The organism is Agriterribacter sp. (genome assembly GCF_035497235.1).
Classification (GTDB): domain Bacteria; phylum Bacteroidota; class Bacteroidia; order Chitinophagales; family Chitinophagaceae; genus Agriterribacter.
Genome location: NZ_DATJEB010000003.1, coordinates 39,240 through 57,723 on the forward strand (window position 1 = coordinate 39,240; position 18,484 = coordinate 57,723).

Sequence of the window (18,484 nt, forward strand, 5' to 3'; positions counted from 1 at the left end):
AATAATCACATATTTAGTTCTTCCAGTCCCTTTACAACCCGGTTGTAGGTTTCTTCCTCACTCAACATTTCCGGTTTAAACTTTTCGCCGGTTACTTTTTCAAATAATTCAATATACCTGTTGCTGATGGTTTGTACCCATTCATCACTCATATCCGGAACGGTTTGTCCTTCTTTGCCCATAAAGTTATTGGCAATCAGCCATTCCCGCACAAATTCTTTACTCAGTTGTTTCTGGCGTTCTCCTTTTTGCTGTCTTTCCTCAAATCCATCAGCATAAAAATATCTTGATGAATCGGGCGTGTGTATTTCATCCATCAGGTAAATGGTATCGCCTATTTTTCCAAACTCGTATTTGGTATCAGCCAGTATCAGTCCCTGCTTCGCGGCAATGACTTTTCCTCTCTCAAATAGCTGTAAAGTATAGGAAGCCAGTGTGTTCCATTCCTCCTCTGTTGCCAGCCCCTTTGCAATAATTTCTGTTTTGGAAATATCTTCATCATGCCCCTGTTCGGCCTTTGTAGCCGGTGTTATAATGGGGGTGGGAAACGGGTCGTTTTCTTTTAATCCTTCGGGAAGCGGCACACCGCATAATATTCTTTGGCCACTGCTGTATGTGCGCCAGGCATGTCCTACCAGGTGGCCCCTGACTACCATTTCTAATGTAAAAGGAATACATTTTTTGCCTATAGCAACATTGGGTGCAGGTACCGCCAGCAGCCAGTTCGGACAAATATCGGCTGTTGCTTCCAGCATGCGGGCGGCAATTTGATTCAGTACCTGTCCCTTATAGGGTATAGCACGGGGAAGAATAACATCAAATGCGGAAATACGGTCACTGGCAATCATAACCAGGAGGCCATTGCCAATGGTATATACATCACGTACTTTGCCTTTGTAAAAAGCGGTTTGTTGCGGAAACGAAAATTTGCCCATACGCGAAAGTAAACAGCAGGTTCGATATGTCCAACTCAGTACAGCTAAATCCTTGCGGTGGATGCTTAACTTGTGGCTATTCACTACGGGAAGATTTTATAAATCTCTTTTCCATTATTTCTGAACAGCTTGCCTTTTTACTTTTATTAACCTCATGCATAAGTTTAGACATTCCAATAGCTGCCAGTTCATGCTGTGATAAAGCAAATACAACGTTGCCTGTTATCACGCTGTTTTGCCGGCATCTTCATTAAACTCCTTATTTTTAAACTTCTTGTAGAAGAACCAGATCATGCCCAGTATTACTATATAGCAGCCATAATTGAACAGGTCGTGGTGGTCAAGTGTTCTTCCGTGCTTCCATCCCTGTTTCCATTCTTTCCAGTTGTTTTCAAGCGCAATCATCAGCAAGGCAGTGCGGCAGCAGTTAAGGAACCAAATGGCCAGAAATCCCCCCATGCCCCATTTGATTTTTTTCTTCCAGCTCATGCTGTTGGCAAGCACAAAAGCGGTCCAAAAACTGAATATGCCCAGCCCTACGCACTGCCAGTTCATAAAAAGGCTGTGCCCGCCGGGCACTACAAGATACCTGGTGTTAACAACATGGGTATCCAATCCAATTGCCTGTGTCATCAGGTTGGCCGTATGCATAATGCTCCCGGTGATCCAGTTAATATAATTTAAGTGCTCAACAAACCAGGCATTGTATAGTTTCCCGGGTAGGGTAAGATCAACAAAAAACATATTGGTATAATAGAACAGCGCAAATAATGCAATGAACTTTAGAAGAAAGGAGAAATCAAAATAGCGGTTTATTTCCCTGCTTACGGATTTGATGAAAACGAGCATAAGTTTTTTGCGATTTTCAGTGAATAAAAGGGTATACACCATAATAGCCAGTTACTTTGAAGCATATGTCAGGCGACAACGCTCCTCAAAGTAACCGGCATTTGATATATAGAATAGCTCTACAACTTATTCAACCTTTTTTAAGTCATCCTGTGCTTTCGGTTCTTTTTTCCTTTTGTCGTATGCTTTCTTTGCTCCATAGGCAACACCTGCGGCAATCAGCAGGCTTAAACCTCCGTCAAGAGGTATTTCATCAGGGTCTGTTCCCGGATCGCCCGGTAACTGGGCTAACAGGGAAGGAATATACATTACAAAGCATACAATGGTCAAAACTGCAGTTGTCAAAAGGGGTTGTAGTTTCATAATAAACGTTTTATAAGAATTAAAAAAGTGGTTACAGGTTTATTTGTTCAAAAGTTTAATAATGGTACGCGTATCTTTTCCGGTTATCCTTAACTGGTAAATGCCGGCAGGCAATTTTCTTTCCAGGTTAAGCTGCTGGGTAAGGCTGCCACCGGCATGCTGAATATTCCTGCGCAATACTACCTGGCCCGCACTGTTCACCAGCTCTAAGCTGTACATGCCTGCTGCTGCATTTTCAAACTGCAGGTTTACATTACCATTGATAACCGGGTTGGGGTAAGCTTTGATCAGCGATTTACCCAATACACCGGCATTGGTAAATGCTTTCCTGGTTGAAAGCACCACTTTAAACCGGTCGCAGTTTGCGGAAGCCGCATCGGAATTAACCTGGAAATATACCTGCGATATTTCCGATGTGCTTATTGTTGTAGAAGTGTGCAGATAATTATCTTCAATAGTAGCCGAAACCACATCCGTAAGATCAATGGGATTGAACTCCAGGATATAGCTTCTTTGCGTTGTATTAGAAAGATTAAGGTAAAGCGTATCGCCATGCTCACTTACCGGTGACCTTCTGTCTACCATCAGCGATTGCCCCTGACGTATGATGGCCAGGTTCTCAAGCACGTTGGGCATCTTAATGGCATCCATATCATCAATGCCGCTGGAGAAATTGCGACTGTAAGAAGTGAATACTTCATCTAAGATATTTGTTCCGGAATCATTGATGGTTTGCAGGTTGATCCTTAATCCCTGCGCGTTTCTGGCCGGGGCAAACAGCGGAACATCCGTACCATCATCGCCTTTACGGAAAACATTTTGTGCAGGGGTGGCCGATTTATCGGATTCTTTGATCATGATGCTTCCGGCTGCTCCTGTAGATTGTACCAGGAAACCCTGACCAGACTGGATATACTGGCTTTCGGGACTTACCGAAGCCGGCGTTACATCGTAACCTGTACCATTGTAACTGATATTTACATAAGCGCCTACACCATAAGTGCCACCCATTTTGGGATCCCATACATAGAAGCTGTTCTTCACATTGGTTCTGGTAATGGTTGCAAAATTGATGGGTGATGCAAACGGATTGGCTACCGCTGTAAAGCCTGAAGCACCAACAGGTATAGTTTGGTTACCGGTCAGCAATGGCCCGCTCGCACGAAGTGTTGTATTGTTAGCCGGAACTGTATTGTCTTTCATCGTAAGACTTCTGTCTCCTCTTACAAACAGGAAGTAAGGCTTATTGGCAACCGTTGCTGTTTTTGTGTTGGTAACGACCTGAAGGGCGCCGGTGGCAGTAAAGCTTTTCAGTGATGAAGTACTTTGACCCAGTATATTCTGATCAAACCCATTGGCTACTGTACCTACTGTTACGTAAGTACCGTAACCTGGTGCAGGGTTAGGATTAGCCGATGCAGTTGTTACGCCTTCCTGCCATGCCTGGTTAACGGTTTGATTACCGCTTACGGGTGCATTAATAAGTCTCCATGCCCTGCGTGCGGGTATATAGCGTTCAACCGTAACATTGCCGCTGATGCTTCCGCCTATGGGCGCCACACGTGCCGTATTGGTTGCATTGCTCTTTAATGTTAGTTTATTGGCTGTATTCAGTATTCCGTTTGTAATCATCAGTACGTCATAAATATTTAATGCCGTACCAATAGTGGCTGAAGCGCCTGTTCCGGTGCGGTTTAGCGTGAATGTTTTTAAGCTGCTGCCGGCGCCTGCCGTAAAGTTCAGGTTACCCGGACTGCCGCCATTGGCGCCGATAATAGAAAGATTTGATGCAGTAGAGCCGGTTAAGGTTCCCGTACCGGTTAAGGTAGTAATGGATAAAGTATACCCGTTTATCTTTAACTGACTGCCCGATGGATTGTTGAGCGTGCCGTATACCGTCCAGTTGCCGGTCATGGTATAGGAACCGGCACGGTTGGCCAGGTTAAATATCTTGCCTTCCCCAAAATCTGTTGGATTGGTTCCGCTTCCATCAAGGTTTACGCCCCAGGTAAGCACATCATGCAAATTGCCCGCCGCTTTGGAATAATATATGTTGCTTGCGGTTTTTGTCCATGTAAATTTAGCAGGCGCAGAAATGGTCCCTACGGAGGCAACTATATTATCATCACCTGCATTGGCGCCGGTATAGCAGAATTTAGCTATCCCGCTTGCGTTCGTATTGGCAAAGCCGGTACTGCCCGGGTTAGCACCTGTGATCGTAAAGTCTACACGAACGCCTACCAATGGGTTATTGAACTGATCTTTTACCAAAGCTTCAAGACAATGTTCTGTACCCACCGCGCCCGTGCCGGTTAATGGGGTAATACTTAAATTGGTTACGCTGGCAACCGGGGCCAATGACTGACCACCCGGATACCCGTAAGAATCATAGCTGTCATACCCGTAAACAAAAATTCCGAAAGGAAGATTGGAGCCATTGATCGTATGCGAACCCAGGGAGATATTCAATTGTGCCCCCCTGAACCCGGTAGTTCCAATAGGTGAAAATGAAGCGGCTGGTATAACCACACCATCTAACTTTAATGTTCCCACTGCTGCGGCCGGTGCCACTACATTTACATAATTGCCGCTAAAACCCGATGCAGGAGTGGAAAAAGTATAGTTTCCGAGAAACTGTTCATAGGGGGTTATCAGCATCATAAAAGGATCAGATGTAACGCCGTCAAAGCTGCTGCTATTGGAATACTGTGCAACCAGGATGGGATTGTTGGATTTGATCTGGGATGCTGTAGTAAGGATGGTTTCGAACAATTGTCCTTTATTTAAAGTAGCAACAATAGAACCATTTACTTCTACTGTTGTGTTATTGGCCGATGCCAGGAAACGAAACGTATCACCTTTAGTTCGTGTTTTTAGCGGAACGGAAATGAAGTTTTTACCCCATGCAGTGGCAGGGGGAAGTTGCTCTATAATGTGATCGCAGGCTACATACCCCATGGGAATATTAGCGCACTGCATACCACCAAATACAGCTATGGGTTTATTGGAGGTAATCAGCGTACCGGAAAGATCCTGTGGGGCTGCATCTGTATTGCGTAGAAGATAGGTTTGTCCCTGGTTAAGCGTAATAGTATAAGGTATGCCTGCAAGCCTTCCATTAGTGGTAACCGTTGGTGTAATAGTAACGGTGGTTGCATTTTGCGTGGCTACAATCCCAAACTGCGTGCTGTTAACGATGTTGGTATTTTTATAACCGAGATTGATATAAGAAGTACCCAGAATGTCTGTAGGCAGCGCCAGGTAAGCATCGGTGGTAGCCTGGTACCTGTTCAATCCGTATACCGTAACTTCTTTACCGGCCACAATATGAATACCTTTATTCTCTATCACGTTTGAGGCATTCAGTTCGAGTGTACCGGTAGGCAACGTAACGGTAGTTACCGTGCCGGGTGTAACGGTAAAATTTATACTAAAGCCTGTTCCGGGAGCGGAAACCGTACCTGTAGTGCTTTCATCCCCGCTAATAAAAAAAGAGAGTGTACCTGGACTGTAATTGCCCGGGAAGGCAAGCCAGAAGTCTTTACCCTTACTGTCGGGTGCCTGGGCGTTGGCAGCAATGAAAAAAGTGCTTAAAAAGAGAGAGAAGCAGAATGGTAAAAAGCCTTTTTCCAAAGACGAAAGAAAGTGAAATTGTTTCATACATGCTGGGATTGTTGGTGATAGAATTTTTAATTGGCTTTATTTACGGTTACATCTTTATAATTGAAATTTGAAATAACTGCTATATAGGTAGGTATGGCATTTCCCGCAGGAACCACCAATACTTTATGGGTGGGGTTATCACAATCAGACTCAAATATTTCACCGGGTTGAACAATTATTTTTTTCACTCCGCCGTAACCTTCGGCAGCCTTTTCTGCCTGCGTTTCGAAAACTTCTTTCCATGATACTTCCACCGGGTACCTGTTCTTATTGTTCATTTTCAGGAATACCGCGCTGCCGCCTTTACATAGCGATATAGCGTAGTAAAGTTCTACGCCTCCTACTGTTTTATTGTGTTGCCAGTTCAGGTACTGCTCCGCTGAAGACAGTGGATAGTTGTGGTTGTTACCGGATGCATACAGAATGGGAGAAAGTAATACAATAACGATGATCAGTAAAGTTTTAACCTTCAGGCTGTAATACAGAGCGGAGGGCATAATAACAGCATGCTCAAAAAAAACTTTCATAAAGCATTTATTAAAGTTAAATGGTCATTCTTACAGGCTGGTTATGCATTACATATTGGAGGAAGGACATAGCATACTGGGGAGTAAACCGGGTTTACATAGCTATTTACAGGCAGGGCTGAATGATTGAAAAAAACTTTTGGATATGATTTTAAAATAGAACATTAAGTATAGGTACTATATACTTAATAATAATGTGGAGTAAAGTAAGCGGAATTTAACGGGGGTACAGATTCAAAGCCGGGTTAAACGTAGAAATTTTTTTTTACAAAATGAAATTTTCAGGGAACTAATTTTATTAAAAAATGCTGTTTATATTTTAGTGATATCATTTAGTCCTTTCTTTTGTTACCGTAAAAGAGGCGCTAAAACTTTTATACTATACTAACAATCGTTAATTTGCCGCTAACATCTTTAACTCAATTTGCTTATTATGAAAAAAACATACCGTTTCTCCGCGGCTTTACTATTATTATTATCTTCCCTCAACTCCTTTTCGCAAAGCCATACCCTATCCGGCGCTGTTAAAAACAGTGCCAGCAAGGAGTTTGTAAGTGCCGTTTCCGTAATCATCAAAGGCACTACGGAAGGCACTTTTACGGATTCGCGTGGCAATTTTAAATTAACTACCAGCCAATCATTACCACTAACCCTGGTCTTTTCATCTATTGGTTTCGAAACAAAAGAACTGCAGGTTACCGGAACGGATCCTGTTGAAGCGGAACTTACGCCTTCCTCAGTATTGGGAGAAGAGATAGTGATTGCCGCTACCCGAACGGCTACAAAAGCGATGGAGTCGCCGGTAACCATTGAAAGAGTAAGCGCAGCCAATATCCGCAATACACCCGCCACCAGCTACTACGATATGGTAGCCCAGCTAAAGGGTGTTGACGTTACTACCTCATCGCTCACCTTTAAAACACCGAGTACGCGCGGATTTAATTTCTCCGGTAATACCCGCCTTAACCAGTTGGTTGACGGAATGGATAACCAGGCGCCCGGACTTAATTTTCCCGTAGGGAATTTTACAGGGCTTACTGAGCTGGATGTTGATAATATGGAATTGTTACCCGGTGCTTCATCGGCATTATACGGATCGGGCGGCGTGAACGGAACATTGCTGATCAATAGTAAAGATCCCTTTAAATACCAGGGATTGAGCTTCCAGATCAAAACAGGTATGAATCATGTAGACAAGCGGCAGCGCGGCCAACCCGGCTGGTATAACGACTGGTCTGCACGCTGGGCTAAAGCCTTTAATAATAAATTTGCCTTTAAAATGGGTTTTCAGTTGGTGCAGGCCAAAGACTGGATTGCCAGCAGTACGCAGGATTATGACCGGCTTACACGTAAAACATTACCCGGTAACCGGCAAACAGACCCTAATTACGATGGTATAAATGTATATGGCGATGAAACCAATATGCGCGACAATGGATTAAGTATGAAGAGCCTTGCCCAATTAGTGCAGGGGCAAACACAACAGGGCGTGCTGGCTGCAACAGGTGGTACGGTAGATATTGTTCAGATCATGAATGCGGCATTGCCTCCCAATGCAACCCCAGCTCAAATCGGAGGTTTTATTAGCAGCCTGCCCGCGGCTTTACAAGGCCCGGTTACCAATATGGTGCCGTTTTATTTTGGGTTGAGAAATAATATCATTCCCGAGGCCAGCGCATCGCGCACGGGATATGCTGAAAGTGATATGGTGAACCCGAATACAATAAACTTTAAATTAACGGGAAGCCTGCAGTATAAGATAACCTCAGACCTGGAAGCTTCATTAACCGGCTATTTTGGAACCGGAAGCACCGTGTATACCGGAAGCGACAGGTATTCTTTAAAAGATGCCAAAATAGGTCAGTATAAGCTGGAACTGCGCAGTAAAAGCTGGTTTGTACGCGGCTATACCACGCAGGAAGACGCGGGAGAAGCCTATAATGCAACTATCACCGCCCGCCGGTTAAATGAAGCATGGAAGCCCAGCACACAATGGTTCCCGGAATATGTAGCCGCTTTTGTGCAGGCCAGGGGAGCAGGAGCCGATGAGGCCGCCGCACACACTGCGGCACGGGCATTTGCCGACCAGGGTATGCCTGCAGCAGGTTCCGTGCAGTTTAAGCAATTGTTCAACCAGGTGCGCTCTACACCTATACCGGCCGGTGGCTTATTCTTAGACCGCAGCGACCTGTGGATGACGGAAGGGCAATATAATTTTAAAGACGTCATTCCTTTTATTGAATTGGTGGTTGGGGCTTCATGGAAACAATACATCCTCAATTCAAAAGGCACTTTGTTCATTGACTATGATGGGCCTATTGCTATTAACGAATACGGCGCTTACGGCCAGCTTACCAAAAAGCTAATGAAGGATCGTTTAACTTTAAGCGTTTCAGGGCGCTATGATAAAAACGATAACTTTAAAGGACGGTTCACGCCCAGGGCATCGGCTGTAGTGAAATTAGCCGATGATCATAATGTTCGCCTGAGCTATCAAACCGCGTACCGCTTCCCTTCCACACAGCAGCAATACATCAACCTGGAAATAGGCGGCGGACAATTTTTGATAGGCGGATTACCCTGGATACACGATGCCAGCCTTCCCGGCGGGAGGCCCGGGCCCAACCTGAACGCTCAAACATCAGTACGTTTGGATAATAACGCGCAGCCACTGGGTACTTATAATCCACGGGAACTAAAACCGGAAAGCGTTGCTTCTTATGAGATAGGATATAAAGGGCTGATTGCAAAAAAATTATTGGTTGATATATATTACTATACCGGCGAATACGACAATTTTATAGGAAGAACACTGGTAGCGCGGCAGGTTGCTCCCCAGCAAAACCAGATATACTCCATTGTAGAAAACGCGGCCACCATGTCTTCTTCCGGCGGCGGGAATGTAAAAATTGATCCCATTAAAGTAAAAACCTCCGGTTATGGCATAGGGCTGGATTATCGCTTAAGCGGCGGGCTTTCTGTTTTTGCCAATTATTTTCACGATGAACTGGGTGATGTACCTGCCGATTTTATCGCCAATTTTAATACGCCTGATCACCGTATCAATTTTGGCGTGGGGCATACCGGTTTTGGAAAAAATAAACGTGTAGTATTGAATGTTACGGGCCGCTGGCAAACCGATTTTTTGTGGGAAGGCGATTTTGCAACCGGTACGGTTCCTTCTTTTTTTACCATGGATGCTATGATAGGTTACCGGTTTCCGGCTATCGGTTCGCTGGTTAAGCTGGGCGCTACCAATGTGCTCAATAAATATTATATGAACGGATTTGGTAACCCTGAAATAGGGGGATTGTATTATGTGAGCTTTGCCTACAATGTTTTTTAAACTGCAGCGTTATTTAAAAAAACACACACTAAAAAAAGCCCCGGCGCCTCACATAAATGGCGTTGGGGTTTATTTTTATTGATAGGGTTAAACATATCACGCCCTACTTTCTCTATTTTCAATTTAGATTAATCCGGAGTCATATCTTTAATGACGGACTGCTTTTGCATACAATAGAAACTTTGTAGTGTTATATGCCACGAATTTTAGTGGTGAGCAGGCTGGCTGATTGACGAATACAACTTAAAATAGCCACCAGTGTACGAATATTTGATGTATTTTGATACATTTATCCGTGCATTTGGTGCATATGAATTAAAATGGCGGATAGCCATTCTATTTTTCATCCAAATCAAAAAATTATGAACAGGCGTTTCATCTCTTCTGCGTTTTTGATATTTCTTGTATTGATGGTGCCGTTTACATTTGGCTTCAAATCCTTTACGGGTTCTGCTCAATATAACAATGCGCAACCCAATATCATTATCATTTTTATGGATGATATGGGCTATGGCGACCTGGAATGTTACGGTGGATTTCCCTACCATACACCCCATATCAATAAACTTGCGGTACAGGGTATGCGCTTTACTAATTTTTATGCTGCCCAGGCCGTTTGCAGCGCTTCAAGGGCCGCACTGCTTACGGGTTGCTATCCCAACCGGATCGGTATTAACGGCGCGCTTTTTCCCTGGAGTACAGTAGCGCTAAACCCCCAGGAAGAAACGATGGCGGAATTGTTGAAAGCCAAAGGATACAAGACCGGTATGGTGGGCAAATGGCACCTGGGTCAAAAAGAACCCTTCTTCCCGCTGCAACAGGGTTTTGATGAATGGCTCGGACTTCCTTACTCCAATGACATGTGGCCGGTGAATTACGATGGGAAACCCATAACGGATACGGCCGACCGGAAATTCCGTTACCCGCCGCTGCCTTTGATGGATGGCAATAAAAAAGTAAGGGAAATTAAAACCTTAGATGACCAGGCGGCGTTAACCGGCTTGTATACGGAAAGGGCTAAACGATTTATAAAACAAAACAAAGCACATCCTTTTTTTCTGTATTTCGCGCATTCCATGCCGCATGTGCCCATTGCCGCATCCCCGGCATTTAAAGGAAAAAGTGGTGCCGGATTGTTTGGCGATATGATAGAAGAAGTAGACTGGTCGGTTGGCGAAATTGTGCATACCCTCGAAGAACAGGGATTGACAAAGAATACCCTGGTTGTTTTTACCAGCGATAATGGCCCCTGGCTCACTTTTGGTAATCATGCCGGCAATACGGCCGGGCTACGGGAAGGGAAAGGAACCGCATGGGAGGGCGGACAAAGAGTACCCTGCATCATGCGTTGGCCTGCAGTTATACCGGCCGGAACCATCTGTAACAATATTGCTTCCACCATTGATCTGCTGCCCACTATTGCAGATATATGTAAAGCCAAACTACCAGCCCGTAAAATTGACGGTGTAAATATATTGCCGTTAATGCAGCATAAAAATGAAGCTGATCCAAGGAATGAATTTGTATACTACTACGATGCAAATAATTTGAAGGGCATCAGGGTAGGGCAATGGAAACTGGTTTTCCCGTGTATTTCACAAACCTATAAAAAAACGATGATGGGCAACGATGGCTGGCCGGGTAAGTATGCAAGTGATACTGTTCACCTGGCTTTGTACGACCTGCGTACAGACCCTGGCGAAACATTGGATGTAAAAACACAACATCCTGAAGTGGTAGAACAACTGAGTACGATAGCTGACCGGTATAGAAAAGAACTGGGTGATGATCTTACGGGCATAAAAGGAGAGGGTAGAAGAACGGCCGCTGTTGTACAATTGAATTAAATCTTTCTCTCTGCATAAAAAAGCGACAGATGAAAAAAAGCATTTTCCTTGTAGTGGCAGTCTTTTTATTGAAAGGTATGTTTGCTCAGCAACACCCGAATATAGTATTCATTTATGCCGATGATCTGGGTTATGGTGACCTGAGTTGTTATGGCGCTACGCAAATCCAGACACCCAATATTGACAGGCTGGCCAAACAAGGACTTCGTTTTACCAATGCGTATGCCACTTCAGCCACCTGCACGCCTTCAAGGTTTTCATTAATGACAGGTACCTATGCCTGGCGGAAAAAAGGAACTGGCATAGCCCCTGGTAATGCTTCGCTGATTATACCGGTTGACAAGATCACACTCCCCGCTGTTCTTAAAAAAGCAGGCTATCAAACAGCCATCGTAGGTAAATGGCATTTAGGACTGGGCGGCCCCGAAGGCCCGGACTGGAATGGTGAAATAAAACCTGGTCCCAGGGAAATTGGATTCGACTATTCTTTTATTTTACCCGCCACGGTTGACAGAGTTCCCTGCGTATATGTAGAGAATCATCATGTAGTGGGGCTCAATCCGGCCGATCCTATACAGGTGAGCTATAAAGAAAAGGTGGGAGACTGGCCTACGGGTAAAGATCACCCTGAACTGCTGAAACTGAAGCCCTCTCACGGTCATGATCAAACGATCATAAACGGCATTAGCCGTATCGGCTATATGACCGGCGGCAACAACGCCTTATGGAAAGATGAAGACATAGCGGATGTACTCACGGAGCGCTCAAAGCAATTTATTATTGAACACCGGTCCCGGCCTTTTTTCCTGCTGTTAACAACACATGATATTCATGTGCCGCGAACACCGCATAGTAGGTTTGCGGGGCAAAGCAGCATGGGCGCCAGGGGCGATGTGATCCTGCAATTAGATGCTACAGCAGGGCAAATTACCCGAACGCTTGATAGCCTTGGCCTATCGGAGAACACCATTGTAATTTTCAGTAGTGATAATGGGCCGGTAGTGGATGACGGCTACCAGGATAACGCTGTTCAAAAGCTCAACGGTCATCGCCCTTACGGGAATTTGCGGGGTGGAAAATACAGTGCCTTTGAGGCCGGAACAAGGGTGCCGCTTATAGTGAGATGGCCGGCTGCTATAGCTGCAGGAACAGTATCAGATGCCTTGTTCAGCCAGGTGGATATGCTGGCTTCCTTTGCGGCGCTTACGAAGCAATCGCTGGCAGAAGATGAGGCAACAGATAGTTTTGATATGCTTGGAGCTTTACTCGGTAAGTCTAAAAAAGGCAGGCCTTATATTGTTGAACAGGCCAATGCGCTTTCTGTTGTAAAGGGGCATTGGAAATATATTGAACCCAAATCCGGAGCCGCGAAAAATAATGATGTGAATATTGAGCTGGGCAATGCCATGCAGCCGCAATTGTATGATCTTTCAAAAGATATTGGTGAAAAGAATAATCTTGCGGTAAAAAAACCATCGCTCGTAAAAGAACTTTCCGCCTTGCTGGAAACCATCAGGCAGAGCGATAATGAACGCAAACGCAACTAAACTTACCACTCACTACTTACTGTTTACCACTTTCTCATCATACATTAAACCTGAAGTGCATAATATCCCCGTCTTCTACTACATAATCTTTTCCCTGGACGGCTAATTTGCCGGCATCGCGGCATGCCGCCTCCGATTTGTACTGGATAAAGTCATTGTATTTGATCACTTCCGCACGGATAAAGCCTTTTTCGAAATCGGTATGTATTACACCGGCAGCCTGCGGCGCCAGCATGCCCCTGGTAATGGTCCACGCTCTTACTTCCTGTACGCCTGCTGTAAAATAAGTAATAAGGTGCAGTAAATGATAGGTAGAGCGGATGAGCCTTGTAACCCCGCTCTCCTTTAATCCAATATCCTCCAGGAACATCTGCCTGTCTTCAAAGCTTTCCATAACTGCTATTTCACTTTCAATAGCGGCACTAACATACAGTATCTCGGCGCTTTCATCTTTTACCATTTCCTGCACGGCAGCGGTATGTTTATTTCCTGTAATTACACTTTTCTCATCTACATTACAAACATAAATAACAGGCTTAAGCGTGAGTAAGAATGTATCGGCAATAAATTTTTCCTTATCTTCTTTACTTACGTTAAATGATCTTGCATTTTTCCCCTGTTCCAGGTGTTGTTTTAATTGCTGCAAAATTTCCAGTCCTCTTACCTGTTCCTTATCTCCGCTGGTGCGGGAAATTTTTTCAGTACGGTTTATTTTTTTCTCTACACTATCTAAGTCTTTTAACTGCAGTTCGGTATCAATAATCTCCTTATCTCTTACGGGGTTTACATTGCCGTCCACATGTATTACATTATCATCATCGAAGCAGCGCAGCACATGAATAATGGCATCTGTATTACGGATATTGCCCAGGAACTGGTTACCCAATCCTTCCCCTTTGCTGGCGCCTTTTACCAGCCCGGCTATATCTACAATTTCAACAGTAGTGGGCACTACCCGCTGTGGCTTTACCAATTTTTCGAGTTCTATCAGTCTTTCATCGGGCACGGTAATTACGCCCACATTGGGTTCAATAGTGCAAAACGGAAAATTGGCAGCCTGCGCTTTGGCGCTGCTTAACGCGTTGAACAAAGTTGACTTTCCCACATTGGGCAACCCTACGATACCTGCTTGTAATGCCATGTTTTATTTTTAATTGTAAGGCCGGTTAGTTTAGCTTCAGCCTTTTTTAAAGGCGGCAAAGGTAGCATTACGGAGGGAATTTTCAAATCCGGAGCTGAAAGTGCTAAACCCGATGAAAAGAACCAAATGACGAATAACAAGAACCGAAAGAATTTTCAAATCCGGAGCCTTAAGCTCTAAATCTGAAGGGAAGAAGCAGGAAATTTTAAAACCGAATCATAAATGCCTGTTTTTAGGAAGTGCTATTCACTATTCACATCTCACCATTCACATCTCACCATTCACATCTCACATCCCTGCTCCTTGTAACCTGAACCCTGATACCTGCAACTCTCATATCATTTTTTGCTATTTACGTTTTACCATTTATCTTCAACTATGGCGTTGAGTTACATATGGATGGCCTTTTTTTTGCTGGCTTTTGTCATTGCCTTCATCAAGTGGGCCTTTTTAGGAGACATGGAAATCCTTAAGTTGCTGGTAGATGGAATATTCAAAGCGGCCAATGATGGTTTTGATATTTCCCTGAAATTGGTGGGCATTATGTCGCTGTTCCTGGGCTTTATGAAGATTGGTGAAAAGGCAGGAGCTATAAATTTTCTTTCCCGGCTGGTAGCGCCTTTTTTCTCAAAGCTGTTTCCGGAAGTACCCAAAAACCATCCGGCCACGGGGCATATGATGATGAACTTTTCTGCCAACCTGCTGGGATTGGATAATGCCGCCACACCTTTCGGAATTAAGGCGATGGAAAGTTTGCAGGAACTTAATCCCAATAAAGAGACAGCCAGCAATTCGCAGCTCATGTTTTTAATTTTGCATGCCAGCGGGCTAACATTAATACCGGTAAGTGTAATGGCCATGCGTGCTTCCGTAAAAGTGCCTGCCGCCAATCCAACCGATATATTTGTTCCCTGTATGATCGTAACGTTTGCGGCAACGATGGCGGCATTGCTGATCGTGTCTTTCCGGCAGAAGATCCGTTTGTTTCAGCCGGTAATATTGGCCTGGATAGGAGGGATATCTGCTTTAATAGCAGCGCTTGTATGGTATCTTACCACGCTTAGTCAAAGCAGTCTTGAACTTTTTTCTTCTACCTTAAGCAGTGGAATTATTTTACTGATCTTCCTTGCTTTTTTATTGGGTGGGTGGAGAAAGAAAATAAATATGTTTGATGCTTTTGTGGAGGGCGCTAAAGGCGGATTTGAAATTGCTGTCCGCATTATTCCCTATCTTATTGCCATGCTGGTGGCTATAAGTGTACTGCGCAACTCAGGTGTATTTGGCTATATTACAGAAGGGTTTCGTCATTTGTTTACGCTCCTGGGTATGAATACTGATTTCGTGGAGGCGCTGCCTACGGCATTAATGAAGCCGTTGAGTGGTGCCGGTGCCAGGGGTATGATGGTGGATGCGATGAATACCCATGGCGCCGATTCGTTTATTGGAAGGCTCTCCAGCATATTTCAGGGCACCAGCGATACCACTTTTTATGTGGTGGCGGTTTATTTTGGAGCGGTTGCTATCAAAAATACAAGGTACGCTATTCCCGTAATGTTACTGGCCGATCTTGCCGGGGTTATTACCGCCATCGCTGTGGGATATTTATTCTTTCATTAAAAAAGCAATCTGTCTATCAGCAGTCAGGCACCAGGTGAGTAACTACTAACCATAGGAGGAATACTCCGGGTTTGTATTGCTGATAGCTGACGGCTGATTGCCGATAGCTTCTACCGGATTTTGGATTTGAGATTTATTTGTTTCTTGTAATTTGTCTTTTGGTGCTTTTTGAAAAGAGGTCTGACCCTCCTGCCTCGGGTGCCGACCGGATTTTAATCTCAACCAAATATCTTATTCATCCGGTCAATAATCACTTTAAGCCTTTCCCTGTCGCCGCCCGGCACTTCCGCGGAGGCCCAGCCATTGTAACCAATTTTTTCAAGGGATTCTATGATTACGGGCCAGTTGTTGTCGCCTTCCATCAGCTCCACATCAAAACCTTTCCACAGCCCTTCATCATTTTGTTTTTTGCGGCTGTATTCTTTCACATCTAATTTCATAATGCGTTTATCTAAGGTTTCAATCCAGTGTTCGGGCCAGCCATACCGCAATATATTACCAATATCAAAATACCAGCCCAGCAAAGGATGGTTGATTTCATCTACATACCTTGCCGCTTCAATGGGGCTGATCAGGAAATTATTCCATACATTTTCAATGGCTATTTTAATACCGGTTTTTTCAGCATGCGGTAATAATTTCTTTATTTCTTCCTGGGTGCGTTTATAAGCATCGGCATAACTGATCTTTTCATTTACAACACCGGCTACAAGCAACACGGTTGTGCCGCCATACATTTTACAATCATTCAGGGATTCAATAACCGAATCAGAACATTGTTTCCGGATTGCAGGATCCGGATGCGACAAGGGTAATTTCCAATGCTGGGAATTTACAACCCCCGGAATTTCCAATCCTGTTTTTTGTTTTGCTTCTAATATTTCGCGATGGTCAAATTTGTGTGGTGAGCTCAATTCCACACCATCATAACCCAGTTCTTTCAGCAGTCTAAATTTGTCCATTATGGTGTTGCCTTCTTTCACCATTTCAATCTTAAGGCTTTTTTTAATTTTAGGCTTCAGGGCTTTGGGTTCTGCTATGGAAGGAACGCCAATCGTTGTTGCCGCCGCAAACAATGCGGTGTTTTTGATAAAGTTTCTTCTTTGCATAAACATTATTTGAATGGGGTGATGCCTGGCATAGCTACTTCAGCTACGGGTATTACCAGGTCAAAGCTATACGTGTCTGCAGGTGGGCCTAGCTGTTCGGTTGAATTCAATGCGTCCTCCCAGGTAATTTTTTTACCGGTATAAGCGGCCATTCTGCCCATTATGGCAATCATGGAACTATTGGCAAGCGCTTCACCCTGGTTGATGGTATTACCCTTTCGTATAGCGGCGAATAATTCATTGTGTTCTGTTTGGTACATATCATTTTGCTGGCCATTGTATGTCCACACCTTTTTCCCTGTTTTTATTTCATGAAAATTGCGTGAGCAGTCTGCAATGGCTTTCCCTTTATTACCCCAGGCTTCTGCCGCGTAACCGCCCTGGCATCCGGCCTGCTGGCGGCTGAAATGATATCCTCTTGCGTCACCGGGGTATTCGTAAGTGATAGCAAAATGATCGAAGATATGGCCGTATTGCGGGGCTGTTCTCACCTGCCGTCCGCCTGTGCCTATGGCGTTTAAAGGCAATTTGTCGCCAAAGGCCCAACTCATCATATCTACGCTGTGTACGGCCTGCTCTACAATATGATCGCCCGAAAGCCAGTTGAAAAACGGCCAGTTCCTTAACTGCCATTCGGCCGATTGAAGCTGCGGATTTTCGGGTTTCCAGCTTCTGTAGGTGGCGCCGGTATTATACGTATTGTACACGGCAGATACATCACCGATGGCACCGTCAACAATTTTTTTAAACGTAGCTCTTTTGGGTTCATGAAAACGCCAGCAGAACCCGGAAACAATACTCACGTTTTTTTCTTTTGCTCTTTTTACGGCTGCCAGTATCCTTCTGATGCCCGGGCCATCAACGGCCGCAGGCTTTTCGCAGAAAATATGTTTCCCGGCTTCTACAGCCGCTTCCAGGTGCAAAGGCCGGAATCCCGGAGGCGTGGCCAATATCACAACATCCACGCCCGATGCCAGTACTTTTTTGTAAGCGTCAAATCCAATGTACTGGTGTTCAGGACTAACATTCGCTTTATCGGCATGTATTTCTTTGAGATTGTTAAGTGATTTTTCCAACTGGTCACTAAATATATCTCCCATAGCGTGCAGCACTACATTGGGATCGGCAGTTAAAGCCTGGCTGGCTGCTCCGCTGCCACGGCCTCCGCAGCCAATAAGTCCTACCTTAAGCGTATCGGCATTCTTTTTTTTATACCCGGGGGTTGCATGAATAATATTGAATGGCAAAGCGCCTGCGGTAACTGCCATACCCGAAAGTTTGAGGAAGGTCCTTCTTTTCTGATTGCTCATTGGGGATGATAATTTTTAATAAGAATGCAATATAAAATATTATTCCTGAAAATGCGTCCTGCAAAGAAGGGAAAAACACATAGACACAGTAGAAACATAGGATCACAATAGAAAGAATAAGAAAAACTATGTGTACCTATGTGCCTATGATCCTATGCGTCCTGCAAAGAAGGGAAAAACACATAGACGCAGTAGAAACAAAGGATCACAATAGAAAGAATAAGAAAAAC

Annotated in this window: 12 protein-coding genes; 4 read left to right on the forward strand and 8 right to left on the reverse strand. The window is 44.5% G+C overall.

Features of this window, described 5'->3' with window-relative positions; genetic code table 11:
- Positions 1 to 5: 5 nt before the first annotated feature.
- The 5 genes from VL121_RS00370 to VL121_RS00390 form a co-directional block, all read right to left on the reverse strand.
- On the reverse strand, positions 6 to 935 hold the full coding sequence (locus tag VL121_RS00370; protein WP_325400992.1) for a phosphoribosylaminoimidazolesuccinocarboxamide synthase: 930 nt from the start codon (positions 933 to 935) through the stop codon (positions 6 to 8).
- Positions 936 to 1,160: 225 nt separating this feature from the next.
- Entirely contained in the window at positions 1,161 to 1,784 is a 624-nt protein-coding gene (locus VL121_RS00375) for a hypothetical protein (RefSeq protein ID WP_325400993.1), read from the reverse strand.
- 126 nt (positions 1,785 to 1,910) lie between these two features.
- Positions 1,911 to 2,147 carry a PID-CTERM protein-sorting domain-containing protein gene (locus VL121_RS00380; protein WP_325400994.1) on the reverse strand — a complete coding sequence of 79 codons (237 nt, stop codon included), beginning with the start codon at positions 2,145 to 2,147 and terminating at the stop codon, positions 1,911 to 1,913.
- Positions 2,148 to 2,186: 39 nt separating this feature from the next.
- Positions 2,187 to 5,807, reverse strand: coding sequence for an Ig-like domain-containing protein (locus VL121_RS00385; RefSeq protein ID WP_325400995.1), 3,621 nt, complete (start codon positions 5,805 to 5,807; stop codon positions 2,187 to 2,189).
- A gap of 29 nt (positions 5,808 to 5,836) precedes the next feature.
- Positions 5,837 to 6,337: a hypothetical protein gene (locus tag VL121_RS00390; protein ID WP_325400996.1), complete on the reverse strand. Its 501-nt coding sequence runs from the start codon at positions 6,335 to 6,337 to the stop codon at positions 5,837 to 5,839.
- A gap of 433 nt (positions 6,338 to 6,770) precedes the next feature.
- Between VL121_RS00390 and VL121_RS00395 the strand changes: the two genes are divergently transcribed.
- The 3 genes from VL121_RS00395 to VL121_RS00405 all read left to right on the forward strand — a co-directional run bounded on the left by VL121_RS00395 (position 6,771) and on the right by VL121_RS00405 (position 13,077).
- Positions 6,771 to 9,683, forward strand: a complete 2,913-nt coding sequence (locus VL121_RS00395; protein ID WP_325400997.1) for a TonB-dependent receptor — start codon at positions 6,771 to 6,773, stop codon at positions 9,681 to 9,683.
- A gap of 362 nt (positions 9,684 to 10,045) precedes the next feature.
- Entirely contained in the window at positions 10,046 to 11,530 is a 1,485-nt protein-coding gene (locus VL121_RS00400) for a sulfatase family protein (protein WP_325400998.1), read from the forward strand.
- Positions 11,531 to 11,559: 29 nt separating this feature from the next.
- A complete protein-coding gene (locus VL121_RS00405) occupies positions 11,560 to 13,077 on the forward strand; it encodes a sulfatase family protein (RefSeq protein WP_325400999.1) in 1,518 nt (505 codons plus the stop codon).
- A 37-nt stretch (positions 13,078 to 13,114) separates the two neighbouring features.
- Here VL121_RS00405 and ychF read toward each other — a convergent pair whose 3' ends face one another.
- On the reverse strand, positions 13,115 to 14,218 hold the full coding sequence (gene ychF, locus VL121_RS00410; RefSeq protein ID WP_325401000.1) for a redox-regulated ATPase YchF: 1,104 nt from the start codon (positions 14,216 to 14,218) through the stop codon (positions 13,115 to 13,117).
- A gap of 378 nt (positions 14,219 to 14,596) precedes the next feature.
- On the opposite strand from ychF, the gene VL121_RS00415 reads away from it, so the two are divergent.
- Entirely contained in the window at positions 14,597 to 15,835 is a 1,239-nt protein-coding gene (locus VL121_RS00415) for a nucleoside recognition domain-containing protein (RefSeq protein ID WP_325401001.1), read from the forward strand.
- Positions 15,836 to 16,053: 218 nt separating this feature from the next.
- On the opposite strand, the gene VL121_RS00420 is transcribed toward VL121_RS00415, so the two are convergent.
- Both VL121_RS00420 and VL121_RS00425 read right to left on the reverse strand, forming a co-directional pair.
- On the reverse strand, positions 16,054 to 16,944 hold the full coding sequence (locus tag VL121_RS00420; RefSeq protein WP_152269533.1) for a sugar phosphate isomerase/epimerase family protein: 891 nt from the start codon (positions 16,942 to 16,944) through the stop codon (positions 16,054 to 16,056).
- Between the two features lie 5 nt (positions 16,945 to 16,949).
- Positions 16,950 to 18,212 (reverse strand): Gfo/Idh/MocA family protein, encoded by a 1,263-nt coding sequence (locus VL121_RS00425; protein ID WP_325401002.1) that lies wholly within the window; start codon positions 18,210 to 18,212, stop codon positions 16,950 to 16,952.
- Positions 18,213 to 18,484: the final 272 nt, after the last annotated feature.

Bases quoted from the DNA above. Each gene is read 5' to 3' on its own strand.
- VL121_RS00370 (WP_325400992.1), bottom strand. From the start codon at position 935: ATGGGCAAATTTTCGTTTCCGCAACAAACCGCTTTTTACAAAGGCAAA.
- VL121_RS00375 (WP_325400993.1), bottom strand. From the start codon at position 1,784: ATGCTCGTTTTCATCAAATCCGTAAGCAGGGAAATAAACCGCTATTTT.
- VL121_RS00380 (WP_325400994.1), bottom strand. From the start codon at position 2,147: ATGAAACTACAACCCCTTTTGACAACTGCAGTTTTGACCATTGTATGC.
- VL121_RS00385 (WP_325400995.1), bottom strand. From the start codon at position 5,807: ATGAAACAATTTCACTTTCTTTCGTCTTTGGAAAAAGGCTTTTTACCA.
- VL121_RS00390 (WP_325400996.1), bottom strand. From the start codon at position 6,337: ATGAAAGTTTTTTTTGAGCATGCTGTTATTATGCCCTCCGCTCTGTAT.
- VL121_RS00395 (WP_325400997.1), top strand. From the start codon at position 6,771: ATGAAAAAAACATACCGTTTCTCCGCGGCTTTACTATTATTATTATCT.
- VL121_RS00400 (WP_325400998.1), top strand. From the start codon at position 10,046: ATGAACAGGCGTTTCATCTCTTCTGCGTTTTTGATATTTCTTGTATTG.
- VL121_RS00405 (WP_325400999.1), top strand. From the start codon at position 11,560: ATGAAAAAAAGCATTTTCCTTGTAGTGGCAGTCTTTTTATTGAAAGGT.
- ychF (WP_325401000.1), bottom strand. From the start codon at position 14,218: ATGGCATTACAAGCAGGTATCGTAGGGTTGCCCAATGTGGGAAAGTCA.
- VL121_RS00415 (WP_325401001.1), top strand. From the start codon at position 14,597: ATGGCGTTGAGTTACATATGGATGGCCTTTTTTTTGCTGGCTTTTGTC.
- VL121_RS00420 (WP_152269533.1), bottom strand. From the start codon at position 16,944: ATGCAAAGAAGAAACTTTATCAAAAACACCGCATTGTTTGCGGCGGCA.
- VL121_RS00425 (WP_325401002.1), bottom strand. From the start codon at position 18,212: ATGGCAGTTACCGCAGGCGCTTTGCCATTCAATATTATTCATGCAACC.